This window comes from Georgenia sp. SYP-B2076, assembly GCF_003991205.1.
Lineage (GTDB): Bacteria > Actinomycetota > Actinomycetes > Actinomycetales > Actinomycetaceae > Georgenia.
On the sequence record NZ_RXOZ01000013.1, the window covers coordinates 1 to 24,769 of the forward strand.

Annotated in this window: 25 protein-coding genes; 5 read left to right on the forward strand and 20 right to left on the reverse strand. The window is 74.8% G+C overall.

What is annotated here, in order from left to right; translation table 11 throughout:
* Positions 1–664 precede the first annotated feature (664 nt).
* The 3 genes from tyrS to argH form a co-directional block, all read right to left on the reverse strand.
* Positions 665–1,942, reverse strand: a complete 1,278-nt coding sequence (gene tyrS / locus EJK16_RS08205; RefSeq protein WP_127128208.1) for a tyrosine--tRNA ligase — start codon at positions 1,940–1,942, stop codon at positions 665–667.
* Between the two features lie 133 nt (positions 1,943–2,075).
* Positions 2,076–2,753: a DNA-3-methyladenine glycosylase gene (locus EJK16_RS08210; protein ID WP_127128210.1), complete on the reverse strand. Its 678-nt coding sequence runs from the start codon at positions 2,751–2,753 to the stop codon at positions 2,076–2,078.
* Positions 2,750–4,270 carry an argininosuccinate lyase gene (gene argH, locus EJK16_RS08215; RefSeq protein WP_205739669.1) on the reverse strand — a complete coding sequence of 507 codons (1,521 nt, stop codon included), beginning with the start codon at positions 4,268–4,270 and terminating at the stop codon, positions 2,750–2,752. The genes EJK16_RS08210 and argH overlap by 4 nt, the downstream gene beginning before the upstream one ends.
* A gap of 158 nt (positions 4,271–4,428) precedes the next feature.
* On the opposite strand from argH, the gene EJK16_RS08220 reads away from it, so the two are divergent.
* Positions 4,429–5,691: an arginine deiminase gene (locus EJK16_RS08220; RefSeq protein WP_127128214.1), complete on the forward strand. Its 1,263-nt coding sequence runs from the start codon at positions 4,429–4,431 to the stop codon at positions 5,689–5,691.
* A gap of 25 nt (positions 5,692–5,716) precedes the next feature.
* Entirely contained in the window at positions 5,717–6,733 is a 1,017-nt protein-coding gene (gene argF / locus EJK16_RS08225; RefSeq protein ID WP_127128216.1) for an ornithine carbamoyltransferase, read from the forward strand.
* A 93-nt stretch (positions 6,734–6,826) separates the two neighbouring features.
* Here argF and EJK16_RS08230 read toward each other — a convergent pair whose 3' ends face one another.
* The 6 genes from EJK16_RS08230 to EJK16_RS08255 are packed head-to-tail and all read right to left on the reverse strand — an operon-like array spanning position 6,827 to position 13,360.
* Entirely contained in the window at positions 6,827–8,092 is a 1,266-nt protein-coding gene (locus tag EJK16_RS08230; RefSeq protein ID WP_127128218.1) for an argininosuccinate synthase, read from the reverse strand.
* Entirely contained in the window at positions 8,085–8,819 is a 735-nt protein-coding gene (locus tag EJK16_RS20130; protein WP_127128220.1) for an ArgR family transcriptional regulator, read from the reverse strand. Before EJK16_RS20130 ends, EJK16_RS08230 begins: the two co-directional genes overlap by 8 nt.
* Positions 8,816–10,093, reverse strand: a complete 1,278-nt coding sequence (locus tag EJK16_RS08240) for an acetylornithine transaminase (RefSeq protein WP_127128222.1) — start codon at positions 10,091–10,093, stop codon at positions 8,816–8,818. Before EJK16_RS08240 ends, EJK16_RS20130 begins: the two co-directional genes overlap by 4 nt.
* Complete coding sequence (gene argB / locus EJK16_RS08245) at positions 10,090–11,049, reverse strand: acetylglutamate kinase (RefSeq protein ID WP_127128224.1); 960 nt, start codon at positions 11,047–11,049, stop codon at positions 10,090–10,092. Before argB ends, EJK16_RS08240 begins: the two co-directional genes overlap by 4 nt.
* Entirely contained in the window at positions 11,046–12,227 is a 1,182-nt protein-coding gene (argJ, locus tag EJK16_RS08250; protein WP_127128226.1) for a bifunctional glutamate N-acetyltransferase/amino-acid acetyltransferase ArgJ, read from the reverse strand. The genes argB and argJ overlap by 4 nt, the downstream gene beginning before the upstream one ends.
* A complete protein-coding gene (locus tag EJK16_RS08255) occupies positions 12,224–13,360 on the reverse strand; it encodes an N-acetyl-gamma-glutamyl-phosphate reductase (protein ID WP_127128228.1) in 1,137 nt (378 codons plus the stop codon). Before EJK16_RS08255 ends, argJ begins: the two co-directional genes overlap by 4 nt.
* A gap of 20 nt (positions 13,361–13,380) precedes the next feature.
* Between EJK16_RS08255 and EJK16_RS20135 the strand changes: the two genes are divergently transcribed.
* Together EJK16_RS20135 and EJK16_RS08265 are read left to right on the forward strand one after the other, a co-directional pair.
* Positions 13,381–13,662 (forward strand): hypothetical protein, encoded by a 282-nt coding sequence (locus tag EJK16_RS20135; RefSeq protein WP_240645875.1) that lies wholly within the window; start codon positions 13,381–13,383, stop codon positions 13,660–13,662.
* Positions 13,663–13,777: 115 nt separating this feature from the next.
* A complete protein-coding gene (locus tag EJK16_RS08265) occupies positions 13,778–14,761 on the forward strand; it encodes a quinone oxidoreductase (RefSeq protein WP_127128230.1) in 984 nt (327 codons plus the stop codon).
* Positions 14,762–14,844: 83 nt separating this feature from the next.
* Here the strand turns inward: EJK16_RS08265 and EJK16_RS08270 are convergent, their stop codons facing one another.
* The 7 genes from EJK16_RS08270 to EJK16_RS08300 all read right to left on the reverse strand — a co-directional run bounded on the left by EJK16_RS08270 (position 14,845) and on the right by EJK16_RS08300 (position 21,769).
* Positions 14,845–15,351, reverse strand: coding sequence for a flavodoxin domain-containing protein (locus EJK16_RS08270; RefSeq protein WP_127128232.1), 507 nt, complete (start codon positions 15,349–15,351; stop codon positions 14,845–14,847).
* A gap of 54 nt (positions 15,352–15,405) precedes the next feature.
* Positions 15,406–16,248, reverse strand: coding sequence for an SDR family NAD(P)-dependent oxidoreductase (locus EJK16_RS08275; protein WP_127128234.1), 843 nt, complete (start codon positions 16,246–16,248; stop codon positions 15,406–15,408).
* A complete protein-coding gene (pheT, locus tag EJK16_RS08280; RefSeq protein ID WP_127128236.1) occupies positions 16,248–18,881 on the reverse strand; it encodes a phenylalanine--tRNA ligase subunit beta in 2,634 nt (877 codons plus the stop codon). Before pheT ends, EJK16_RS08275 begins: the two co-directional genes overlap by 1 nt.
* A 1-nt stretch (position 18,882) precedes the next feature.
* Entirely contained in the window at positions 18,883–19,959 is a 1,077-nt protein-coding gene (pheS, locus tag EJK16_RS08285; protein ID WP_127128238.1) for a phenylalanine--tRNA ligase subunit alpha, read from the reverse strand.
* Between the two features lie 275 nt (positions 19,960–20,234).
* Positions 20,235–20,627 carry a VOC family protein gene (locus EJK16_RS08290; RefSeq protein WP_127128240.1) on the reverse strand — a complete coding sequence of 131 codons (393 nt, stop codon included), beginning with the start codon at positions 20,625–20,627 and terminating at the stop codon, positions 20,235–20,237.
* Positions 20,628–20,755: 128 nt separating this feature from the next.
* Positions 20,756–21,499 (reverse strand): 2'-5' RNA ligase family protein, encoded by a 744-nt coding sequence (locus tag EJK16_RS08295; RefSeq protein ID WP_127128242.1) that lies wholly within the window; start codon positions 21,497–21,499, stop codon positions 20,756–20,758.
* A 27-nt stretch (positions 21,500–21,526) separates the two neighbouring features.
* On the reverse strand, positions 21,527–21,769 hold the full coding sequence (locus EJK16_RS08300; protein ID WP_127128244.1) for a hypothetical protein: 243 nt from the start codon (positions 21,767–21,769) through the stop codon (positions 21,527–21,529).
* Positions 21,770–21,925: 156 nt separating this feature from the next.
* Here EJK16_RS08300 and EJK16_RS08305 point away from each other — a divergent pair, with 156 nt between their 5' ends.
* Complete coding sequence (locus tag EJK16_RS08305) at positions 21,926–22,369, forward strand: CBS domain-containing protein (RefSeq protein WP_127128246.1); 444 nt, start codon at positions 21,926–21,928, stop codon at positions 22,367–22,369.
* Between the two features lie 9 nt (positions 22,370–22,378).
* On the opposite strand, the gene EJK16_RS08310 is transcribed toward EJK16_RS08305, so the two are convergent.
* Genes EJK16_RS08310 through rpmI form a run of 4 tightly spaced genes read right to left on the reverse strand, consistent with a single transcriptional unit; the run spans position 22,379 to position 24,697 of the window.
* Positions 22,379–23,095 carry a nucleoside/nucleotide kinase family protein gene (locus tag EJK16_RS08310; protein WP_127128248.1) on the reverse strand — a complete coding sequence of 239 codons (717 nt, stop codon included), beginning with the start codon at positions 23,093–23,095 and terminating at the stop codon, positions 22,379–22,381.
* Positions 23,092–24,039: an RNA methyltransferase gene (locus tag EJK16_RS08315; protein ID WP_127128250.1), complete on the reverse strand. Its 948-nt coding sequence runs from the start codon at positions 24,037–24,039 to the stop codon at positions 23,092–23,094. The genes EJK16_RS08310 and EJK16_RS08315 overlap by 4 nt, the downstream gene beginning before the upstream one ends.
* Positions 24,040–24,092: 53 nt before the next feature.
* Complete coding sequence (gene rplT / locus EJK16_RS08320; RefSeq protein ID WP_127128252.1) at positions 24,093–24,476, reverse strand: 50S ribosomal protein L20; 384 nt, start codon at positions 24,474–24,476, stop codon at positions 24,093–24,095.
* A gap of 26 nt (positions 24,477–24,502) precedes the next feature.
* Positions 24,503–24,697 carry a 50S ribosomal protein L35 gene (rpmI, locus tag EJK16_RS08325; protein ID WP_127128254.1) on the reverse strand — a complete coding sequence of 65 codons (195 nt, stop codon included), beginning with the start codon at positions 24,695–24,697 and terminating at the stop codon, positions 24,503–24,505.
* Between the last annotated feature and the right edge of the window lie 72 nt (positions 24,698–24,769).

A 24,769-nucleotide genomic window follows, 5' to 3' on the forward strand; every position in this document is an offset into this window, starting at 1 on the left:
AACAGCCAAGAGCCATATGGCATCAAAAACTTGGCACACTGTTGAGTTCTCAAAGAACAGACACACACCGCACGAAACCCAGGCAACCCACACCCGAACCCGTCCCGGGGCAACCTCTCAAGCCTAACCACACAACCCCGTTCCGTCAAATCCCCGAGGTTTCCGTGGATTTTCGACGAAGCCGAATTGCCTGGCCCCTCGGGCGCTCGTTCCCCGGTGATCTCCCACCGGCCGAGTATCCAAGGTTCCGCTCCGCGGGGTCCGGCCTTAGGGACCTCATGGTCCCTGTCGTCCGTGCCCCCCGTTCGGTGCGGCAGGAAGAACACTACGACTGCCCCGGGGGACAGTCAACTTCGTGTTTCGGGCAGGTTTCGTGGCCGGCGCACCCACTCTGACCTGCGGCTTTGCTGCCCGAGGCCCCTCGCGGCGGCCCGCCTGGCGGGTGCGGCAACTTTCGAGACCTGACCCACAGGTGGGCGCGGGCGAGTCGACTTGCGGACGCATCTCGGCAGTTGCATGGGGCAGTCGGGTGCCCCCGTGCTACGGGAGCGGCCACGCCTTTCGGGCGGAGCGCCGGCGGCCCGGAGCGTGGCCCGCAACGGCCGCAGGCGCGGCCCCAGAACCATGGTTCTGGGGCCGCGCCTGCACCGACTTCGTCATCCGGTCAGTCGGCGACGACGCCGTCCGTCCGTCCGAGGGCGAGGTTCCGGCGGCCCTTCCGCAGCAGCACGTATCCCCCGGCTAGGAGGTCGCCGGGCGCCAACACCCGGTCCTCGTCGTCGATCTTCTCGTTGTTCAGGTAGGCGCCGCCGCTCGCGATCGTGCGGCGCGCGGCGGAACGACCCTTCTCCAGGCCTGTGGCGAGGAGGAGGTCGACCATGGTGGACTCCCCCGCGCTCACCTGACCCCGGGGAAGCTCCGCGACCGCGTCACGGAGGGTGCCGGCGTCGAGAGCGCGCAGGTCGTCGCGGCCGAAGAGCGCCTGGGAGGCCTGCTGCACCCGCTCGGTGGCCTCGGCTCCGTGGACCAGGGTGGTGACGTCCTCGGCGAGGGCGTGCTGAGCCTCCCGGGACTGCGGGCGCTCGGCGACCGACTCCTCCAGCGTTGCCAGCTCCTCCCGGCTGCGGAAGGTGAAGACCTTGAGGTAGTGCAGGACGTCCGCGTCCGCCGTGTTGAGCCAGAACTGGTAGAAGGCGTACGGGCTGGTCAGCTCGGGGTCGAGCCAGACGGTGCCCGACTCCGTCTTGCCGAACTTGGTGCCGTCCGCCTTGGTGATCAGCGGCGTGGTGATGGCGTGGACGGTCACGCCCTCCACCTTGCGGACCAGCTCGACGCCCGAGAGCAGGTTGCCCCACTGGTCGTTGCCACCAGTCTCCAGCACGCAGCCGTACCTGCGGTGCAGCTCGAGGTAGTCCATGCCCTGGAGGATCTGGTAGCTGAACTCGGTGAAGGAGATGCCGTCGTCGCTGGCGAGCCGCCGGGCCACCGTGTCCTTGGCGAGCATCGTGCCGAGCCGGAAGTGCTTCCCGATGTCGCGGAGGAAGTCGATGGCCGAGAGCTTCGCCGTCCAGTCGAGGTTGTTGACCATGCGCGCGGCCCACGGTCCCTCGAAGTCGAGGAGCGGCTCGATCTGACGGCGGATCCGCTCGACCCAGTCCGCCACGACCTCGCGCTCGTTCAGCGTGCGCTCGCCCGTCATCTTGGGGTCGCCGATCAGGCCGGTGGCGCCGCCGACCAGCGCGAGGGGCTTGTGACCGGCGAGCTGCAGGCGTCGCACGGTGAGGATCTGGACGAGGTTGCCGATGTGCAGGCTCCGGGCTGTGGGGTCGAACCCGCAATAGAAGGTGATCGGTCCCTCGGCCAGCACCGCACGCAGGGCGTCGATGTCGGTGGACTGGGCCAGGAGGCCCCGCCACTGGAGCTCGTCGAGGATGTCTGTCACTCTTCTGCCTTCCGTCTCAGTGCCCGGGTCAGGCCCCGGGCACGGCTACCAGTGTGCCGCGCCGAGGCCTCACGCCGTGCATCGGTCCGCACGGCCGCGACTCCCCGGCCGCGACTCCCGCGCACCTGCTCGCTCAGCCTCGCCGCCGCGTCGCCGGGCGGTACGCCGAGACCGTGGGCTCGCCGTCGAGCCAGTACCGCCACGGGAACGTCGCGGCGTCGCCGCCGGCGCCCGCCACGCCCACCCGCGGACCGGAGCGCAGCCGGTCCGCGGGGACGGGCGCGCCCAGCTCCAGCTCCGCCCGCCCGCCGGCGGCGAGCACCAGACCGCTGTCCGCGCCCGTGAGGCCCAGCGCCTGGGCCAGCCGGGCGGGACCTCGCGCCAGGTCCCGGTCGCTTCGCGCGGCCGTGCGCCGTGACCGCGCCAGGTCGTGCCCGGCCACGATCTCGCCGCCGCGCAGCAGGACGGCGGAGGCGGTGCCCTCGGAGCCGCAGACGATGTTGGCGCACCAGTGCATCCCGTAGGTGAAGTACACGTACAGCCGGCCGCCGGCCGCGAACATGGGGGCGGTGCGCGCCGTCGGTCCGCGGTAGGCGTGTGAGCCGGGGTCCACCTCGCCGGCGTACGCCTCCACCTCCGTGAGGCGCACCGCCACCGCGTCCTCTCGCTCCTCTTCCCCCGGGGCGCCGCGGACGGTCAGGACGGCGCCGAGGAGGCGGGGCGCCACCTCGAGGGCCGGGCGCCGCAGCAGCGGCTCCCAGCGCTCGTCGACCGTCCGGTGGGCGGCGGCGCCGTCGTCATGACCGGTCACGCCCGGACGGCACCACCCTCGGCCCCGGCGACGCCGGCCCCGGCGGCCTCCTCCTCGTCGCCCTCCGACCACCGGCGCAGGTCCGCGGCGAGGTCCGCCGCCCGGGCGAGCTGCTCGACCACGCGCACCGGGGCGGTGCCGCCGTGCCCGTCCCGGGAGGAGATCGACCCCTCGACGGTCAGGACCTCGTGCACCGCCGGGGTGAGGTGCTCGCTGATCGCCGCCAGCTCGGCGTCGGTGAGGTCCCACAGCTCCTTGCCCTGGGCCTCGCACTCGCGCACGCAGGCGCCCGCGACCTCGTGGGCGACGCGGAAGGGCACGCCCTGCCGCACGAGCCACTCGGCCACGTCCGTCGCCAGGGAGAACCCCTGGGGCGCGAGCTCGGCCATCCGCGCGGTGTCGAACGTGAGCGTCGCGACCATGCCGGCCACCGCGGGCAGGAGCACGTCGAGGGTGTCCACGCCGTCGAACACCGGCTCCTTGTCCTCCTGCAGGTCCCGGTTGTAGGCAAGCGGGAGGCCCTTGAGCGTCGCGAGGAGCCCGGTGAGGTCGCCGATGAGCCGCCCGGCCTTGCCGCGGGCGAGCTCGGCGACGTCGGGGTTCTTCTTCTGCGGCATGATGCTCGACCCGGTGGAGAAGGCGTCGTCGAGCCGTACGAACCCGAACTCCTTGGTCGCCCAGACCACGATCTCCTCGCTGAGGCGCGAGAGGTCCACCCCCGTCATCGCGACGACGAAGGCAAACTCCGCGACGACATCGCGCGAGGCCGTGCCGTCGATGGAGTTCTCCACCGAGGCGTCGAAGCCGAGGTCGGCGGCGACGGCGTCGGGGTCGAGGCCCAGGGAGGAGCCCGCCAGCGCGCCCGACCCGTAGGGCGAGACCGCCGCGCGGGCGTCCCAGTCGATCCAGCGCTGGACATCGCGCAGCAGCGGCCAGGCGTGGGCGAGCAGGTGGTGCGCCAGCAGGACCGGCTGGGCGTGCTGCATGTGCGTGCGGCCGGGCATGACGGCATCCGGGTGCGCCGCCGCCTGCGCCACCAGGGCGTCGACGACGTCGAGCACGCCGGCGCCGAGCTGGCGGGCGGAGTCGCGCAGGTACATGCGCACGAGGGTGGCGACCTGGTCGTTGCGGGAGCGGCCCGCGCGCAGCTTCCCGCCGAGCTGGGCGCCCGCCCGCTCGATGAGGCCGCGCTCCAGGGCGGTGTGCACGTCCTCGTCGTCCGGCGCGGGGGCGAAGGCGCCGGCGGCGACGTCGGCGTCGAGGCGGTCCAGGGCGTCGAGCATGCCGGCGAGCTCCTCGTCATGGAGGAGACCGGCGCTGTGCAGCACCCGGCTGTGGGCACGGGACCCGGCGATGTCGTAGCGCGCCAGCCGCCAGTCGAAGTGGGTGGACCTGCTCAGCGCGGCGAGGGCGTCGGCGGGGCCACCGGCGAAGCGCCCACCCCACAGGCTGAGGTGCTCACCTGCGCCCTCGGGGGCGGGGGCGTCGGGCTGCGCGGAGTCGGCGGAGGTGTCCATGACAGCGATCTTGCCGCGAACCGGGCGCCGCACGCACATGCGTCCAGCGTCCGGCCCGGCGCACCGGGGCCGGTGTCCGACCCGTTCGCTTTCGCGCGCGGGCGGCGCGTGAGACGGTGAGCGTGCTGCCGCCGTCGTCAAGCCAGTGCGAGGTGCTCATGCCGTCGAAGAACCGGGCCGCCCCGGTCATCCAGAAGACGCGCGCCCTCGGGGTGGGGTCGGAGGTCGGTCAGCTCCACCAGGTCATCCTCCACCGCCCCGGCCCGGAGCTGCAGCGGCTGACGCCGCAGAACATGGACCACCTGCTCTTCGACGACCTGCTGTGGGTGCGCCGCGCGCAGGAGGAGCACGACCAGTTCTCCGCGGTCCTCGCGGACGCGGGCGTCGAGGTGCTGCTGCTCGCGGACCTGCTGCGCGAGACCCTCGCGGTCCCCGAGGCCAAGCACCACATCCTCGACCGCACCTTCGACGAGCGCAGCCACGGCCGGGGTGCCGCCCCGGCGCTGCACGCGATGGCCGCGGCCATGGACGACGCCGACCTGGCGACCGCCCTGATCGGCGGGCTCACCAAGCGGGAGGTGCTCGAGCGCATCCCCGAGCCGCGGTCCGTGGTCATGCACGGCCTCGGGCTCGACGACCTGGTGCTCTCCCCGCTGCCCAACCACCTCTTCACGCGCGACACGTCGTCGTGGGTCTACGACGGCGTCGCCCTGAGCGCGATGCGCAGGCAGGCCCGCGTGCGGGAGTCGGTGCACTACGACGCCATCTACAGCTGGCACCCCCGCTTCGCGGGCGCCACGTTCCAGCGCTGGTCCGCCGCCCCGGCGCTCGGCGCGCCCGCCGTGGAGGGCGGGGACGTCCTGGTCCTGGGCGACGGCGCGGTCCTGGTCGGGATGGGTGAGCGCACCACCCCGCAGGCGGTCGAGCGCCTCGCCGCCAGGCTGTTCGCCGGCGGCACTGCCGACCGTGTCGTCGCGCTGACCATGCCGAAGGCGCGTCAGTTCATGCACCTGGACACGGTCATGACGATGGTCGACGCCCACTCTTTCATCAAGTACGCGGGCCTGGGCATGCTGCCGTCGTACACGATCACGCCCGGCGCCGCGCCCGGCGAGCTGCGGATGCGGGCCGAGGAGCCAGACCTCATGCACGCCGTGATCGCCGAGGCCATGGGGGTCGACGTCCGCTTCCTCACGCCCGAGCAGGACGCCCACACCGCCGCCCGGGAGCAGTGGGACGACGGGTGCAACGCGCTCGCCCTCGCCCCCGGCGTCGTGGTGACCTACGACCGCAACGCCACCGCCAACGCCTACCTGCGCCAGATGGGCGTCGAGGTGCTCGCCGTGCCGGGCGGGGAGCTCGGGCGCGGACGCGGCGGCCCCCACTGCATGAGCTGTCCTACCATTCGCGAAGGCATCTGACGACAGAAGAACAGGGGTATCGGGCGTGACCAGCGACCTGCGCGGACGGAGCTTCCTCAAGGAGCTGGACTTCACCACCGAGGAGTGGCGCTCGCTGCTCGACCTGGCGGCCGAGCTCAAGGCCGCGAAGCGGGCCGGGACGGAGGAGCGCCGGCTCGCCGGGAAGAACATCGCACTGATCTTCGAGAAGACCTCCACCCGTACGCGCACCGCCTTCGAGGTCGCCGCCCACGACCAGGGCGCGCACGTGACCTTCCTGGACCCGACGGCCTCGCAGATCGGCCACAAGGAGTCGGTCAAGGACACCGCCCGCGTGCTTGGCCGGTTCTTCGACGGCATCGAGTACCGCGGCGCACGTCAGGCCGACGTCGAGACCCTCGCCGAGTTCTCGGGCGTGCCGGTCTTCAACGGGCTGACCGACGAGTGGCACCCGACGCAGATGCTGGCGGACCAGCTGACGATGCGGGAGCACGCCCCCGTGACGGGCGGGCGCCGCAAGCGTGACGAGGAGATCGCGTTCGCCTACGTCGGCGACGCCCGCAACAACACCGCCCACTCCCTCCTCGTGTCGGGGGCCATCCTCGGCATGGACGTCCGCCTCGTCGCGCCCGCCGGCCTGCAGCCCGAGCCGGCCGTCGTGGCCCTGGCGGAGGGGGTCGCGGAGCGCACCGGGGCCCGGCTGAGCGTGACCGACGACGTCGCGGCGGGCGTGCGGGGCGTGGACTTCGTCTCCACCGACGTGTGGGTGTCCATGGGCGAGAAGAAGGAGGCCTGGGACGAGCGGATCGCGCTGCTGCGCGACTACCAGGTCAACGCCGGTCTCATGGCCGCGACCGGCAACCCGGACGTGAAGTTCATGCACTGCCTGCCCGCGTTCCACGACCTGGGCACGGCGGTCGGGCGGGAGATCTACGAGCGCACCGGCATGGATGCCCTCGAGGTGACCGACGAGGTCTTCGAGTCGGCGGCGTCGGTCGTCTTCGACCAGGCGGAGAACCGCATGCACACGATCAAGGCCGTGCTCGTCGCGACGATGGCCTGAGCACGGGCGCGCCGGCGCCCCAGCAGTGAACAGGGCCCCCGCTCGGACGAGCGGGGGCCCTGTTCACTGCCGGCGCGGCGCCGGGCCGGGCCCCTACCGGGCGGAGAGGCTGCCCTCGCCGAAGGACACGCCGTTGCCGAACTTCACGTCGCGGGCGGCCGAGAGCTTGGTGGTCAGCCCGAAGATCTCGATGAAGCCCTTGGCCTGCGACTGGTCGTAGGCGTCGCCGGTGTCGTAGGTCGCGAGGTTGAAGTCGTACAGGCTCTGCTCGCTGCGCCGGCCGGTGACGGTGGCGCGGCCGCCGTGCAGGACCATGCGGATCTCGCCGGAGACGTAGCGCTGGGTGTCGTCGACGAAGGCGTCCAGGGAGCGCTTCAGCGGGGAGAACCACTGGCCGTCGTAGACGAGCTCGGTCCAGCGCTGGCCGACGGTCTTCTTGAACCGTGCCTGCTCGCGCTCGATGGTGACGTTCTCGAGCTCCTTGTGGGCGGCGACCAGGGCCATCGCGCCGGGGGCCTCGTAGACCTCGCGGGACTTGATGCCGACCAGGCGGTCCTCGACGATGTCGATGCGGCCGATGCCCTGCGCGCCGGCGCGGCGGTTCATCTCCTGGATGGCCTGCAGCGGCGTCACGGGGCGACCGTCGATGGCGACGGGGATGCCCTCCTTGAACGTGAGGACGACCTCGTCCGGCAGCGGCGGGTACGTGGGGTCGTCGGTGTAGCTGTAGACGTCCTTGGTGGGCTCGTTCCAGATGTCCTCGAGGAAGCCGGTCTCGATGGCGCGGCCCCACACGTTCTGGTCGATCGAGAACGGGTTGTGCTTGGTCGTCTCGATCGGCAGCTTGTGCTTGTTGGCGTACTCGATGGCGACGTCGCGCGTCAGGGCGAGGTCACGCACGGGGGCGATGCACTTCAGGTCCGGCGCGAGGGAGGTGATGCCCACCTCGAAGCGCACCTGGTCGTTGCCCTTGCCCGTGCAGCCGTGGGCGACGGTGCCCGCACCGAACTGGCGCGCCGCCTTCACGAGGTGCTTGACGATCACGGGGCGCGAGAGCGCCGAGACCAGCGGGTAGGAGTCCATGTACAGGGCGTTGGCGCGCAGCGCGGGCATGCAGTACTCCTCGGCGAACTCGTCGCGCGCGTCGGCCACGTACGCCTCGACGGCGCCGCAGTCCAGCGCCCGCTGGCGCACGACCTCCAGGTCCTCCCCGCCCTGGCCGACGTCGACGGCGACGGCGATGACCTCGGCACCGGTGCGCTCACCGATCCAGCCGATCGCCACGGAGGTGTCCAGGCCACCGGAGTAGGCCAGGACGACCCGGTCCTTCGTGCCGGCGGGGGGGGTGTTCTCAGTCATCGGTGGTCTCTCCTGGGTCGTTCGGTCCCGCGGGGCTGGCGCCGGCGGGGGCAGGGGGTGAGTAGGTGCTGGTCTCGCCCGGTCCGGTGCCGGGCTGGGCTCGGCCTCGGCGCGCGAGGTCGAGGAGTCGGTGGGTCAGGGCCTCGGCGCTGGCGATGTCGCGCGTGAGGACCAGGACGGTGTCGTCCCCGGCGATGCAGCCGAGCACGCCCGGCAGCACGGAGTGGTCGATCGCCGAGGCCAGCAGCTGGGCGGCGCCCGGCGGGGTGCGCAGCACGACCTGGTTGGCGGTCGTGTCCGCGGTGACGAGCACCTCGGCGCACCAGCGCTGCAGGCGCGCGGCGATCTGCTCCTGCTCGCCGGTCCCCCACGCGGCGGGGCCGGGGGGCGTGGCGGTCCCCTCCGCGGGCAGCGCGTAGATCTGCTCGCCGTCCGGGCCCCGGACCTTCTGGGCGCGCAGCTCGTCCAGGTCGCGCGAGAGCGTGGCCTGGGTGGTGCGGACGCCGTGGTCGGCCAGGGCGGCGCGCAGCTCGGTCTGCGACCGGACGGCGGAGTGGCCGAGGATCTGGGCGATCAGCGCGTGCCGGCCCGCCTTGGTGGCCGCCACCGTCCCGCCGGCCCCCGGCCCGTCCTCGCGGCCCGCGGCGGCGTCGCGGTCCGGCCCGTCCTCGCGGCCCGCGGCGGCGTCGCTCCCGCCCACGGCCCGGTCCGCCGTCGCCCCCGTCATGACCGGTCCCGGGCCGCGGTCGCCGCGGACGCCAGCGCCGCGGGCAGCGCCGCGACGAAGGTGCCCGCCTGCTCGGCGGTCAGGATCAGCGGCGGGGCGAGCCGCAGCGTGTCCTCCCGGACGGGGTTGACGATGAACCCGGCCGCGAGGAGCGCCGCCGCGGCCTCCTTGGCCACCGGGCCGGCGAGCTGGGCCGCGATGAGCAGGCCCTCCCCGCGCACCGCCGTCACGCCGTCGACGGCGGACAGCCGGGCGCGCAGGTCCGCGCCGAGGTCGGCGGCGTGCGCACGCAGGTCCTCGCGCTCGATGACGTCGATGACCGCCAGCGCCGCGGCGGAGGCGAGCGGGTTGCCGCCGAAGGTCGTGCCGTGCTGGCCGGGCCCGAGGAGGGTCGCGGCGTCGGTGCCCAGCGCGACGACGGCGCCGATCGGCACGCCGCCGCCCAGCCCCTTGGCCAGGGTGACGACGTCGGGGACGACGCCGCCGCCGATGTGGCCGAGGTGGTGGGCCATCCAGGTGCCGGTGCGTCCCATCCCGGACTGGACCTCGTCGAGGATCAGCAGGGCGCCGTGCGCCGTGGTCAGGGCGCGGGCCCGGGCGAGGTAGCCCTCGGGCAGGGCGCGGACCCCGGCCTCGCCCTGGATCGGCTCGAGGAACACCGCGGCGACGTCGTCGCCCATCGCGGCCTCGAGCGCGGCGACGTCGCCGAAGGGCAGGAACTCCACTCCCCCGGGCAGCGGCTCGAAGGGTTCGCGGTAGGCGGCCTTGTGGGTCAGGGCGAGCGCCCCCATGGTGCGACCGTGGAAGGCGCCCTCGAGGGCGAGGACGCGGGGGCGGGCGGGGCCGCCGTGGCGGCGGGCCAGCTTCAGCGCGCCCTCGTTGGCCTCCGTGCCCGAGTTGGCGAGGAACACCCGGGAGCCGGCCGGCGCGCCGCCCGGGCTCACGATCTCGAGGAGCTTCTCGGCCAGGGTGACCTGCGCGGGGGTGGTGAAGAAGTTCGAGACGTGCCCGAGCGTGGCCACCTGGTCGGCGACGGCGGCCACGAGCGCGGGGTGGGCGTGGCCCAGGGCGTTGACGGCGATGCCGCCGAGCAGGTCGAGGTAGCGGCGGCCGTCCGCGTCCCACACGTAGGGACCCTCGCCGCGCACCAGCACGCGCTGCGGGTCGCCGAAGGTGTTCATCACCGCGCCGCGGTAGCGCTCGGTCCACGCCGCGTTGCCCGCCGCGCCGCGCGCCGCCATGCGTGCGCCGTCGCCCGTCACGTTCCCGCTCATGAGTCTCCCTCGGTCCCGCTCGGTCCGGCCGGGTCGGGCACCACGAGGGTGCCCACGCCGGCGTCGGTGAAGATCTCCAGGAGCATCGAGTGCTCCTTGCGCCCGTCGATCACGTGGGCCTGGGCCACGCCGCCGCGCACGGCCCGGAGGCAGGCCTCCATCTTCGGCACCATCCCCGACTCCAGGGAGCCCAGCATGGGCTCCAGCTCGCTCGCGGTGAGCTGGCTGATCAGCGAGGACCGGTCCGGCCAGCTGGCGTAGAGGCCCTCGACGTCGGTGAGCACGACCAGCTTGGTGGCGCCGAGCGCGACCGCGAGCGCCGCGGCCGCGGTGTCGGCGTTGACGTTGAGGACCTGCCCGGGGTCGGCGGCGTCCACGGCCACCGTCGAGACCACGGGGATGCGCCCGGCGTCGAGGAGGTCCTCCACGGCCTTGGGGTCGACGGCGACGACGTCGCCGACGAGCCCGATGTCGACCGGTTCGCCGTCCACCATGGCGGGCCGGCGCTCGGCGCGCAGCAGCTGCCCGTCCTCGCCCGAGAGGCCCACCGCGTGGGCGACGTCGACGTTGAGGAGGCTGACGAGCTCACGCTGCACGTGCCCGGTGAGCACCATGCGGACCACGGCCATGACCTCGGGGGTGGTCACGCGCAGCCCGCCGCGGAACTCGGACTCCAGGCCCACGCGCTGGAGCATGTGGGAGATCTGCGGCCCGCCGCCGTGCACGACGACCGGGCGCAGGCCCACCTGGTGGAGGAAGGAGACGTCCTGCGCGAAGGCGCGCTTGAGCCGCTCGTCGACCATGGCGTTGCCGCCGTACTTGATCACCACGCGGGCGCCGGAGAAGTGCTGCAGCCACGGCAGCGCCTGGATGAGGACCTCGGCCTTCTGGTACGGGTAGAGGTCCGTCTGCGTGTCGAGGTGGAGGCTGGGTCCCACCGGCCTGGTCTCGCTCATGTCGCGTACGCGCTGTTCTCGTGGACGTAGTCGTGGGTGAGGTCGTTGGTCCACACCGTCGCCCCGGCGTCGCCGGCGTGCAGGTCGACGTCGACGTGGACCTCCCGGGCGGCGGCGAGGTCCACCCCGGCGCGGTCCTCCCCCACGCCTCCGCCCCGGCAGACCATGACGCCGTTGATGGACACGTCGACCTCGTCGGCCTCGAACGGTGCGACCTGGGCGGGGACCGTGCCGACGGCGGAGAGCACCCGGCCCCAGTTCGGGTCGTTGCCGAAGACTGCGGCCTTGAACAGGTTCGACCGGGTCACCGCGCGGGCCACGGCCACCGCTGCTGCCTCGGTGGTCGCGCCCCGCACGGTCACGGCGATGTCGTGGGACGCGCCCTCGGCGTCGGCCACCAGCGCCCGCGCCAGGGAGGCGCACGCCTCGGTCAGCGCCTCCGTGAGGGCGTCGGCGCCCACCCGGGCGCCGGACGCCCCGGAGGCCAGGAGCACGACGGTGTCGTTGGTGGACATGCAGCCGTCGGAGTCGACCCGGTCGAAGGTGACCGCGGTCGCCGCGCGCAGGGCGGCGTCGGCGTTCTCGGGGTCGACGGCGGCGTCGGTGGTGAGCACGCACAGCATCGTCGCCAGGCCGGGGGCCAGCATGCCGGCGCCCTTGGCCATCCCGCCGACGGACCACGGCGGCGCCCCGGCGGCGCCGGGACGGCGGACCAGGACCTGCTTGGGGACGGTGTCGGTGGTCATGATCGCGTGCGCGGCGTCCTCCCCGCCGCCCCGGCCCAGGGCCGCGGCCGCCGCGTCGACGCCGCCCAGCAGCGCGGGCATGTCGAGGCGCTCGCCGATCAGGCCGGTGGAGCACACCACGACGTCGCCGGGCGAGACCCCGAGCACCTCGCCGACGTGCTCGGCGGTGCGGTGGGCGTCCGCGAAGCCCTCGGATCCGGTGCAGGCGTTCGCGCCGCCGGAGTTGAGGACGACGGCGTGGGCCACGCCGTCGCCGACGGCGGTGCGGGACCACAGCACGGGGGCCGCCACGATGCGGTTGGACGTGAAGACGCCGGCGGTCACGTGCTCGGGGCCGTCGTTGACGACGAGCGCGACGTCGGGGCGGCCGGAGGCCTTCAGCCCGGCGGTCACGCCGGCGGCGCGGAACCCGAGCGGGGCGGTGATGCTCACGGGGCGACTCCCACGGTGGTCAGGCCCGTCGTCTCGGGCAGGCCGAGGGCGAGGTTCATGGACTGCACGGCGGCGCCCGCCGTGCCCTTGACGAGGTTGTCGATGGCGCACACGGCCACCACCCGGCCGGCGCGCTTGTCCACGGTGACCTGCACGGCGGCGGTGTTGGCGCCGGTGACCATCGCGGTGGTGGGCCAGCTGCCCGCCGGGAGGAGGTGGACGAACGGCTCGTCGGCGTAGGCGGCCTCCCACGCCGCCCGCACCGCGGCGGGGTCCGCGCCGGCGGCCAGGGGCGCGGTGACGGTGGCGAGGATGCCCCGCGAGACTGGCGCGAGCACGGGGGTGAAGGACAGGCCCACGCGCCCGGCACCGGCGGCGCGGAGGTTCTGCTCGATCTCGGGGACGTGCCGGTGGGTCCCGCCCACCGCGTAGGGCGCCAGCGAGCCGAGGGCCTCGGCGGCGAGCAGGTGCGTCTTGGCGGCCTTGCCGGCCCCGGAGTAGCCGACGGCCAGCACCGCGACGACGTCGGCGGGGTCGACCACGCCAGCAGCCACGCCGGGCTGCAGCGCGAGGGTGACGGCGGTGACGTTGCAGCCGGGCACGGCCACGTGCCGGGCGCCGCGCAGGACGTCCCGCTGCCGCGCGGGTGCCGCCGCACCGGCGGGGGTCGCCGCACTCGCGGGTGCCGCCCCGCCAGCGGGAGCCGCCGCGCCGGTCGCCGTGGCCGGGTCGGCGAGGAGCAGCTCGGGGAGCCCGTACGGCCAGGTGCCGGCGTGGGCGCTGCCGTAGAACTCCTCCCACGCGGCGGCGTCGGCGAGGCGGTGGTCCGCCCCGCAGTCGAGCACCAGCGCCCCGGACCCGGCGGCCTCGAGGGCCGCGGTCAGCTCCCCCGACTTCCCGTGGGGCAGGGCGAGGAAGACGACGTCGTGCCCCGCGAGCTCGTCGGCGACGGTCGGGACCAGCACCCGGTCGGCCAGGGGCAGCAGGTGCGGGTGCAGCTCCCCCAGACGCTGGCCGGCGTTGCCGTGCGCCGTGACGGCGCCGATCTCGATCTCCGGGTGGGCGAGGAGCAGGCGCAGCACCTCGCCGCCGGCGTAGCCGGAGGCGCCGGCCACCGCTGCAGTGAAAGTCACCTGCATAACAATACACAAACATGCATCACGTGGTGGCGCGAAGGCGCGGCGCGCCGCGTCAGGCGGGGGGCCCCGCCTCGACGGGCGCGGGCGGCGCGCCGGCCGCCACGCCGCCGCCGAAGACGTGCTCCGCCCGATGGTCCCCCGGCCTGCCGGTGGCCGACCGGTCCTCGATGGTCCAGGGTGGCTTCGGCGTCTACAACTCCTTCCTGCTGCACGCCGAGCGGGCCGCCGCCCGGTACGGCGTGCCGGCCCACGGCATCCTCCGCGAGGTCGGCGAGCGCGGGTACGTGGGCGGCTAGAAGGACATGATCATCGACGTCGCGCTCGAGCTGGCCGCCGGCGCCCGCTGACCCGCGCCGGACCAGGTCCCCCCGGATTTTTGTCCGGCGGGTCACGGGGGCCATGCTGGTCGTCATGCGTGCCATCCACGCCACCGAAGCCGGTGGCCCCGAGGTCCTGTCCGTCGTCGACCTGCCCGAGCCCAGCGCCGGGCCCGGCGAGCTCGTGGTGGAGCTCGCCGCGGCCGGGGTGAACTTCATCGACACGTACAAGCGGGCGGGCGTGTACCCGATGCCCTTCCCGCACGTGCCGGGCTCCGAAGGGGCGGGCACCGTCCTGTCGGTGGGCGAGGGTGTCGACACGTTCGCCGTCGGGGACGCCGTGGCCTGGGCCGAGGCGCCCGGGTCGTATGCCGAGCGCGTCGTCGTCCGGGTCGACGCCGCCCTGCCCGTCCCGGCCGGGGTGGACCTGAGGACGGCCGCGGCCCTGCCGCTGCAGGGCATGACCGCCCACTACCTCGTGGCCTCGACGTTCCCGGTGCAGGCGGGCCAGACGCTGCTGCTCACCGCCGCAGCCGGCGGGGTCGGGCTGCTCCTGACCCAGCTCGCCGTCGCGCGCGGCGCCCGCGTGATCGGGCTCGTGGGCAGCGCGGAGAAGGAGGCCCTCGCCCGCGGCGCCGGCGCCGCCGAGGTGATCCGCTACACCGAGCTGGGCGACCTCACCACCGAGCTGCCCGCGCTCGTGCGCGAGATGACCGGCGGCGAGGGCGTGCACGTGGCCTACGACGGCGTCGGCAAGGACACGTTCGACGCCTCCCTGGCCTCCATCCGCCGCCGCGGCATGCTCGTGCTCTTCGGCGGGGCGAGCGGCCAGGTCCCACCCGTCAACCCGCAGCGGCTGAACGCGGCGGGCTCGCTCTACCTGACGCGGCCCACCCTGGGGCACTACGTCGCGGACCGGGAGGAGCTGCTCTGGCGGGCCGGGGAGCTCTTCGACGCCGTCTCGGCGGGCACGCTGGACGTGCGCGTCGGCGCGGAGTTCCCCCTCGCGGACGCGGCGGCCGCGCACGAGGCGCTCGAGGGCCGCGCGACCACCGGCAAGGTGCTGCTGGTCCCGTAGCGCGGGTCGCAGGCGGTCCCGCCCGGGTCGCCGGGCCGGGCCGCCTCAGCCGGCCCGGCCCGCCTCAGCCGGGCGCGACCGCCTCAGCCGGCCTCGGCCAGCCGCTCGCCGAGGTGCGCCGCGATGCCGCGTGCCCACGCGCGAATCGTGTCCCACTCGCGGTAGTCGCCCTCCGCCGCGCCTCCCATCCGCGTGACGGCCCGCTCGCGCAGGCCGAGCGTGGCCGCGTCCAGGCGCCCCTTGAAGGTCGTGACCGCCACGGGGTCGAGCTGGCGGATCAGTCCCGAGGCCCGGGCGGGATCCTGCACCTGGCCGGACGCCAGCCCGGCGAGGCCGCAGGAGAAGACCCACACCGGCAGCCGGCGGAGCTCCTCGGCGCGGTCCGCGACGAGGGCGCGCATCGGTTCCATCCACTGGGTCATGTAGACCGCCGAGCCGAGGACGACGGCGTCGATGCCGGCGAGCGAGCGCACGTCCGCCGGGGCGACGCGCCGGGCCTGGTGGCCGGCGGCGCGCAGCTCCTCGACGATCGCGTCGCCGATCTCGGCCGTGGTCTGGTGCTTGGACGCGACGACGACGAGAATCTTCATCTTCCCAGCCTCGCCAGCGGGGCGGCAAAGATCGAGGGACCAATGTCCCCGCGGTCACCGCGACCAGTCACGCACCCGCAGCCGGCGGGCGTCGTCGTCCGCCCGTCCCAGGGAGGCGAGGAAGCGCAGCGACGCCGCGGTGTCGGTGCCGGCGCGGAGGTAGCGCCCGGACAGGTCGTCCAGCCCGCCCCGCGCGATGACGACGACCAGCTCGACCACCTCGGCCACGTCGGTCCACTCGGTGCGGTGCTCGTGCGCCCGCATCGAGCGCGTCATGTCGGTCACCACCACGCCGGGCGCCACCTCGAAGGCGCGCAGGCCGCGGGCGAAGCCCGCCTCGTGGAGGCTGCCGCCGATCCGGAAGAGCGCCGTCTTGGAGACGTTGTAGGCGGTGGCGTCGGCGTTGTCCCGGGTGCCGGCCCCGGAGCTGAGATCCACCACCCGTCCCCCGCCCCGGGCCAGCATGCCGGGCACGACGGCGCGGGCCAGCAGGAAGGGCCCGCGGACGTTGGTCTCCACCACCGACCACCACTCGTCGGGGTCGGCCTCCCACAGCGGCACCTCGGCGTCGATGCGGCCGGCGCCGTTGACGAGCAGGTCGATCGACCCGAGCCCGGCCTCCGCCGCCCGGGCCGCGGCGGCGACGGCGTCGGCGTCCGTCACGTCCGCCGGCGCCACCACCGCGCGGTGCCCGAGGCCGCGGATCTCCTCCGCGACCTCGGTCAGGCGCTCGGCGTCGCGGGCCAGGACGGCGACGTCGAGCCCCGCCCGGGCCAGGCCGACCGCGAGGGCGCGCCCGATGCCGCGCGACGCGCCCGTGACGAGTGCGGTGCGCGCGGGCGGCAGGGCCTGCCCGGCGGGCGGGCCCTGCCGCCCGCCGGGGACGGGCACGGACATCAGCTGCGCAGCACGGCGCCCACGCGGGCGCCGGCGGTCCGGACGATGCTCTCGCGGATGGCCGCGGTCTCCTCGGCCGTCAGCGTGCGGTCCGCGGCCCGCAGCCGCAGGGCGAAGGCGAGGGACTTCTTGCCCTCCCCCAGCTGGTCGCCGGTGTAGACGTCGAAGAGGCGGACCTCCTCGGCGAGCTCGCCGGCGCCCTCGCGCACCGCGGCGAGCACCTCGGCGGCGGGCACGTCCGCGTCGACGACGAGCGCGACGTCCTCCTTGGCGAGGGGGAACGTGGAGACGGGCGCGACCTGCTCGGGCTCGCCCGCCGCAGCGGCCAGCACGGCGTCGAGGTCGAGCTCGAAGGCCGCGGCGCGGGCCGGGAGCTCGAGCGCGGCGCAGGCGTTCGGGTGGAGCTCGCCTGCGTGGCCGACCACCTGCTTCCCCGCGCCGGAGCCGAGGACGAGCTCGGCGCACCGGCCGGGGTGCCACGGGGCGACGTCGCCCGCGCGCACGGCGAGGTCCACGCCCACGGTGCGCGCCGCGACCCGGGCGGCCTCGACCGCGTCCGCCCAGTCGCTCGGGCGGCCGGGGCCCCAGACCCCGTCCGGGACCCGCTGCCCCGCCAGGACGCCGGCGACGTGCCGGGGCTGGGCGGGGACGCCGGCGAGCAGGCCGGCGATCTCGGCGTCCGTGGGCCGGCGGTCCACGCCGGGCGCCGCGGCGGCGGTCGTCCCGTCCGGCCGGGTGACCAGTCCGATCTCGAAGACGGCGAGCTCGGACGTGCCGCGGCTGACGTTGCGGCGCGCGGTGTCGAGCAGGGTGTCCAGGAGCGAGGTGCGCAGCGCCGGGGCGTCGTCGGCGAGCGGGTTGACCAGGCGCAGAGCCCGGCGCCGCCGGTCGTCGGCGGGCAGGCCCATGCGGTCGTGGACGTCGCCGATGAAGGGGTAGGAGAGCACCTGCGTGAGGCCGTGCTCGGCCAGGGCCCGGGCCACGTCCCGGCGCCGGCGCTGGTCCGCCGTCAGCCCCCGCCCGGCGGGGGCGGCGGGCAGCACCGAGGGGATCGCGTCGTAGCCCGCCAGGCGGGCGACCTCCTCGACGAGGTGGGCCGGGCCGGTGAGGTCGGGGCGCCAGGTCGGCGGGGTGACGGTGACGGTGGGCAGGGCGTCGTCGGCGCCGTCGGCGGCCAGCGTCCGGTCGCCGTCGGCGTTGGCCGTGACGGTGCAACCGATCTCGCGGAGGATGCCCAGCACCTGCTCGCGCGGGTAGTCGACGCCGACGAGCCGGGAGGCCTCGGCGGGGTCGAAGTCGATCGGGGCCGGCGCCGTGGTGGCGTCGAGGTCGCTCACGGCCGGGTCCGCGCTGCCGCCCCCGTGATCCACGAGGAGGTCCACCACGCGCTGGGCGGCGACGGCCTGCAGCGCCGTGTCGACGCCGCGCTCGAACCGCTTGGCGGCCTCGCTGGGAAGCCGGTGGCGCCGTGCCGTGCGGGCCACGGTGACGGGGTCGAAGTGGGCGGACTCCACGAGCACGTCGGTGGTGGCGGGGCCGACCTCGGTGGAGGCCCCGCCCATGACGCCGGCCAGGCCGAGCACGCGGGAGCCGCGCGCGCCGTCGGGCGAGTCCGTGATGAGGAGGTCCTCGGGGTCGAGGGCGCGGGAGACGTCGTCGAGGGTGGTGAGCCTCTCCCCCGCCCGCGCGCGCCGCACGATGATCGGGGCGCTGACGAGCCCGAGGTCGTACGCGTGCAGGGGCTGTCCCAGGTCGAGCATGACGTAGTTGGTCACGTCCACGGCCAGGGAGATCGGGCGCATGCCGGCCTGGGTGAGGCGCTCCTTCATCCACGCCGGGGTCGGCGCGGCGGGGTCGACGCCGCGCACGACGCGGGTGACGAACCGGTCGCAGCCCGCCGCGCCGTTGAGCGGCGCGGCGTCGTCGACCTCGACGGCGAAGCCGTCCGCGGTCGGGGCCGGCAGCGTGCACGGGAGGTTCTCGGGCAGGGCGGGGTCCGTGAAGGCGGCCCCGGTGGAGTGCGAGTACTCCCGGGCCACGCCGCGCATGGCGAAGCAGTACCCGCGGTCGGGGGTCACGTTGATCTCGAGGACCTCCGCGGCCAGGCCGAGCAGCGCGAGGGCGTCGGTGCCGACGGCGGGCACGTGGTCGGCGCCGAGCAGCTCCTCGAGGACGATGATGCCGGAGTGGTCCTCCCCGAGCCCGAGCTCGCGGGCGGAGCAGATCATGCCGTCGGAGAGGTGCCCGTACGTCTTGCGCGAGGCGATGGGGAACGGGCCGGGCAGGACGGCGCCGGGCAGCGCGACGACGACGTGGTCGCCCTCGGTGAAGTTGTGCGCGCCGCAGATGATGCCGCGGCTGGGCACCTCCGCGGGCTCCTTGCCCGTGCCGGGGGCGTCGTTGTGCTCCGGCCCGACGTCGACGCGGCAGTAGTTGATCGTCTTGCCGTTCGTCTGCTCCTCCTTGAGGACGGAGAGCACGCGGCCGACCACGAGGGGGCCGGTCACGGAGGGCTCGACGATGCGCTCCTCCTCGAGTCCGACCTTGACGAGGGCGGCGGCGAGCTGCGCGGCGGTGGTGCCGGCGGGCACCTGGGTGTGCTCGGCGAGCCAGGTCAGCGGGACGTACGGCATGTCAGTTGCCCCTTCCGGTGGTGCCGAACTGGAGAGAGAAGCGCACGTCACCCTCGACCATGTCGTGCATGTCGGCGATACCGTGGCGGAGCATGAGGGTCCGCTCGATGCCCATGCCGAACGCGAAGCCGGAGTAGACGTCAGGGTCGATCCCGGCGGCGATGAGGACCTGCGGGTTGACCATCCCGCAGCCGCCCCACTCGATCCAGCCCGGGCCGCCCTTCTTCTGCGGGAACCACAGGTCCATCTCGGCGCTCGGCTCGGTGAACGGGAAGAAGCTCGGCCGCAGGCGGGTGCGCGCCTCCGGGCCGAACATGGCGCGGGCGAAGTGGTCGAGGGTGCCCTTGAGGTGCGCCATCGTCAGCCCCTTGTCCACGGCCAACCCCTCGACCTGGTGGAAGACGGGGGTGTGCGTGGCGTCGAGCGCGTCGGTGCGGAAGACCTTGCCGGGGCACGCGATGTAGACGGGCAGGTCCCGGGCGAGCAAGGTGCGGGCCTGCACCGGGGAGGTGTGCGTGCGCAGCACCAGGCCGGAGGTCGCGCCGTCGCCGGGGGCCTCGACGTAGAAGGTGTCCTGCATCTGGCGCGCCGGGTGGTCGGCGCCGAAGTTCAGGGCGTCGAAGTTGAACCACTCGTGCTCGACCTCGGGGCCCTCGGCGATCTCCCAGCCCATGGCGACGAAGAAGTCGGAGACGTCCTCCATGAGCGTCTCGAGGGGGTGGCGGGCGCCCCGCGGGTCGCGGGTGGTGGGCAGTGTGACGTCGACGGTCTCGGTGCGCAGGACCAGCTCGTCGCGCTCGATCTCGAGCTCGGCCTGCCGGGCGGCGATGGCCTTGCCCAGCCGTCCCCGCGCCTGGCCGACGAGCTTGCCGGCGGCCGCCTTGTCCGTGTTGTCCAGCCCGCCGATGGCCCGGTTGGCCAGGGCGAGGGGGCTGCGGTCGCCGGTGTGGGCGAGGCGCGCCTCCTTGAGCTGCTCGAGGGTGGCGGCGGCGGCGACGGCGGCGAGGCCGTGCTCGACGGCGGCGGCGACGGCCGTCTCGTCGAGCGGGGAGATCGGGGCAGGGTCTGAGGAGGTCATGCGTACCTTCCGGGCGGGTCGGGGCGGCGGCGCGCGCGATCGGTCGGCGCTCCGCCAGCGGGTCAGTCTAGTTCGGGCGCCCGCCCGGGCACGGAAGGGTCTTGCAGACGCGTCAGACCGGGCCCTGGGCGGGCCCGGTAAATCGCCCGGCGCGGCCGGGCACGACGACGACGCGGCGCACGCCGCCATGCTCTCACGGAAGCCGGCGGCGCCGGGTCGCGCCGTCGCGGCGAAGCCGGGTCGCGCCGTCGCGGCGCGGCCCGGGTCCGCGGCTCTCAGGCGCCCGGGGTCGCGTTCTGCCAGAGCCCGACGAGGTTGCCCTCGCTGTCCTTGAAGTACGCCGAGTAACCCATGTCGCCGATGGGCTGCCTGGGCACCACGGTCGACCCGCCGAGGGAGGCGACCTTCTCGAGCGCCGAGTCGATGTCGTCGACGTCGATGACCACGACGGGGGAACGGACCGGCTCCTGCCGCTGCATCATCCCGCCGCCGATGTACCCCGGTTCCGCGGGCATGCCGCCGTCCGGCGCCGAGGGCCCGGTGGAGACCACCGTGTAGTCGAGCTCGGGCATCCCCTGCATCTGCCAGCCGAAGGCCTCGCTGTAGAACCTGCGCGCGCGCTCGGCGTCGTCGAACGGGATCTCGAAGTGCACCACACGACCGGACATGGCTGCCTCCTCCGTGGCGCCGGCGCCACGGTGCGCCGGCGGGCTGCCAGCCTAGGGCGCCCGAGGAGCGGCGCGCCAGGGCCCCGCGTACGTCATCGTCGGCGTGCGGCGCCTGCCGGGGCCCGCACTCAGCCGGCCGGCGGGCGGGGGGTGCGGGCCTCGTCGCCGGCCGTCCCGCCGAGCGGGAACCGCGCGAGCACCTCGTAGAGCGGGCCGCCGCTCTTGCCCGCACCGGGCCGCGAGGCCACCAGGTCGACCTCCGTGGCGGTCCACGGCGGCCCCGCGTACACGGACAGGGCGTGCGCCCGGCTCGCGAGCTCGTCGGAGGCGGGCCGCCGTGCGCTGAGCCGGGCGATGGTCACGTGGGCCCGGTGCCGGTCGCGCCGCTCGACGCGGGCGAACGGCTCGCCGGCGTCCTCGCAGGCGGACATGAGGCGGACGAGGCCGTCCTCGCTCACCGGGCCGCCGACCGCTCCCGCGTCACCGGCCGCGCCCACGCCCCCGACCGCGCCCCCGACCACGCCGCCGTCCGAGGTCGCGTCGTCCCCACTCGCCCCGCCGTCCGCCGGCTGGTGCACGCCCACCCACAGGGTCCGGTGGGAGAACACCCCGGCGCCCCGCAGCTCCAGGCGCAGCGGGGCGAAGCGCGCCGCCGCCTCGCCGAGCGAGACCTCCACCTCCGGCAGCACGCCGTCGGGCACCTCCCCGTAGAAGGCCAGGGTCACGTGGCGCTGGTCGAGCGGCACCCAGCGCAGCGGCTGGGGCCCGCGCCGCGGGTCGTCCACCGCGCCATCCGGCCACATCGCCCCCACCGCCAGGTCGAGGTGCGCCTGCACGTCGGCGGGCAGCGCGAGGGCGACGAAGAGCCTCATCAACTCATCGTGGCACGGGCGCCGCGGCTAGGAGACGTCACGCGTGGCGGTCGTCCCCTGCGTGAGATCCGCGAGGCCCTCGACCACGCCGCTGACCAGCGCGGCGGCCTCGTCGGGCCGCAGCCGCACGGTGGCGACGCACTCGTCCGCCCGCCAGACGCTCAGCACGAGCACGCCCGCCGCGGCGTGGGACGAGACCCGGAGGCCGCGCCCGCCGCCGCGCGGGTCACCGACCCAGCGGGTGTGCGGCGGGATCGGGACGACGCTCATGCCGGGATGATCCCGCTCGCCGGGGGCGCGGTCAACGGGTGGCGCAGGCCCTGCCCCGCGAGGGCGGGTCGTCGACCGGCAGCCCTCCGGGCGCCCCAGCCGGCCTCCGCAGCGCCATGTCCTGGCCCAGAGCGGCGGTTCGCAGTACCGTCGGGCATGCGAATCTCAGAGGTGCTCCGGCGCAAGGGCGCGACCGTGACCACGATCCGCAGCGACGCGACCCTGGCGGAGCTGCTCGACCTTCTTGCCACCCGCCGCATCGGCGCCGTGGTCGTCTCCGACGACGGCTCGCGCGTCGACGGCATCGTCAGCGAGCGCGACATCGTGCTGCACCTCCGGGACGGCTCGGCGTCCTTGGGGGCGCACGTCCGCGACCTCATGTCCGCCGAGGTGGTCACCTGCGCCCCGGAGGACGATCTCGAGTCCCTCGCGCGCACGATGACAGACCGCCGGGTGCGGCACCTGCCGGTGGTCGTCGACGGACGCCTCGTGGGGATCGTGAGCATCGGCGACATCGTCAAGCAGCGCCTGGACGAGCTCGAGGGCGAGCGGGACGAGCTCGTCAAGTACGTGCAGCAGGGCCGGCCGGCCACCGCCTGACGGGGCCAGTCAGCCCCAGCGCACCACCAGGTCGGCGCGGCCCCGGGTGGCGGCGACCAGGTGGGCGTTGCGCTCGTCCGAGCCGTGCGCGAAGGCCTCCGCCAACTCGCGCGGCCGCCCGAAGGAGAGGTGCCGGTCGAGGAGCCGCCGTCGGCGGTCGCCCTCGTCGACCTCGACGAACCACGTCTCGTCCAACAGGCGCCGCAGCCGGTGCCAGGGCTCGGCGCCGAGGAGCAGGTAGTTGCCCTCGGTGAGCACCACGGGCGTGTCGGCGAAGACGGGCACGGCGCTGCCGACGGGCTCCTCGAGGCCGCGGTCGAAGCGGGGCGCGTAGACGGCGGGCGCGCCCGGACGCTGCACCCGGATGCGGCGCACGAGCGCCACGTAACCCTCGGCGTCGAAGGTGTCCGGGGCGCCCTTGCGGTCGGCGCGGCCGAGCCGGTCGAGCTCGGCCTGGGCGAGGTGGAAGCCGTCCATGCCCACGACGACGCTGGCCGTGCCCGCGTCGGCCAGCGCGCGCGCCAGGACCGCGGTGAGGGTGGACTTGCCGGCCCCCGGGGCGCCCACGATGCCGATGAGCGCCCGCCCCGCCCGGCCGGGACCGCCGCGGCCGACCACGGCCTGGACGCGGGCGACCAGCGCCGAGACGTCCGACGGGGTGGCGCTGAGGACTACCGACGGCGCCGCGCCGGGGCCTTCGGGGCCGGCCGGGTCCGGCTGCGTCACCGGTCCTCCGCCGCGCGCCGCTGGGCGCGCGACGACGCGTACAGGCACAGGGTCGCGGCGGTGGCGAGGTTGAGGGACTCGGCCAGGCCGTGGATGGGCACGCGCACGGCCGCGTCGCACAGCGCGCGCTCGTCCTCCCCGAGCCCGCGGGCCTCGTTGCCGAAGACCCACACGGTGGGGGCCGCCAGGTCCGGGGCGACCAGCGCCGTGGCGGCGAGCTCGCCCGACCCCCACGGCTCGGGCAGCAGCGGCGCGGCCACGGCGGAGTGCGCACGGTCCTGGAGCTCGTCGAGGTCCCACTCCCCCGCGCCGTCGGCGGCGAGCACGGCCGGCGGGGTGGGCCCGGCGCCGCGCAAGGTAGCGAGGGTCTGGGCGAGGGAGGCGCCGGTGACCACGGGCAGGTGGAACAGGGAGCCGGCAGTGGAGCGCACCACCTTGGGGTTGAGCACCTCGACGCTGCCCGCGGCGAGGACGACGGCGTCGGCGCCCGCGGCGTCGGCGGCGCGGATGACGGTGCCGGCGTTACCGGGGTCGGCGACCTCGGCGAGCACGGCCACCAGCCGGGGGCCCGCGCCGCCGCGGAGGGCGGCAAGGTCCGCCAAGGACGGCGAGGTCGTGGGCCCGTCGCTGCCGAGCACCGCCAGGACGCCCTGGGCGTCGGCGCTCATGGCGGCCAGCACGTCCGGGGTGGCGGTGTGCACGTGGCGGCCGGCGGCGCGCGCGGCGCCCACGATCTCCGGGTACCGCCCCGCGGCCTCCGGGGTCACGTAGACGTCGCGGACCTGGCCGGGCGCGTGGCGGACCGCCTCGCGCACGCCCTGCGGCCCCTCGACGAGGAACTGCCGGTGCCGCTGACGCGCCGAGCGCCTGGCCAGCCCCTTGACCCGGGCCACGCGGTCGGCGCGGGCGTTGGTCAGGTCGGGGATGTCCAGGCGCTCGGTCATGTCAGTGCTCGCGCCCGCCGCGACGGCGGCGGTCAGCGGCGCGTGCGTTCGCCTCAGGCGGCGGCCGGGGCGTTGACGTCGGCCGGCAGCGCCGCCCGGGCCGTCGCGACCAGCGCGTTGAACGCGGCGATGTCGGTCACGGCGAGCTCGGCGAGCATGCGACGGTCCACCTCGACACCGGCGGCCTTGAGGCCCTGGATGAAGCGGTTGTAGGTCATGCCCTCCGCGCGGACCGCAGCGTTGATGCGCTGGATCCACAGACGGCGGAAGTCGCCCTTGCGGGCGCGACGGTCGCGGTAGGCGTAGGTCATCGAGTGGGTGACCTGCTCCTTCGCCTTCCGGTACAGGCGCGAGCGCTGGCCGCGGTAACCGCTGGCGCGCTCGAGGGTCGTGCGGCGCTTCTTCTGGGCGTTGACCGCCCGCTTGACGCGTGCCACGTCAATCTCCTTACGTTGGGACGGCTTTAGATGCCGAGCAGCTTCTTGATCTTCTTGGCGTCGCTCGGGGCGACGACCTGGTCCATCGACAGGCGGCGCGTGCGCTTGCTCGACTTGTGCTCGAGCAGGTGACGCTTGTTCGCCTGCTCACGCATGAGCTTGCCGCTGCCGGTCGTCCGGAAGCGCTTCTTCGCACCCGAGTGCGTCTTGTTCTTCGGCATTTTCGTCCCTCGGTCGACTGCGCCGACGTTCCGGCGCAGATCTGTCCAGCCCTGGCCCGGTGGGGACCAGGG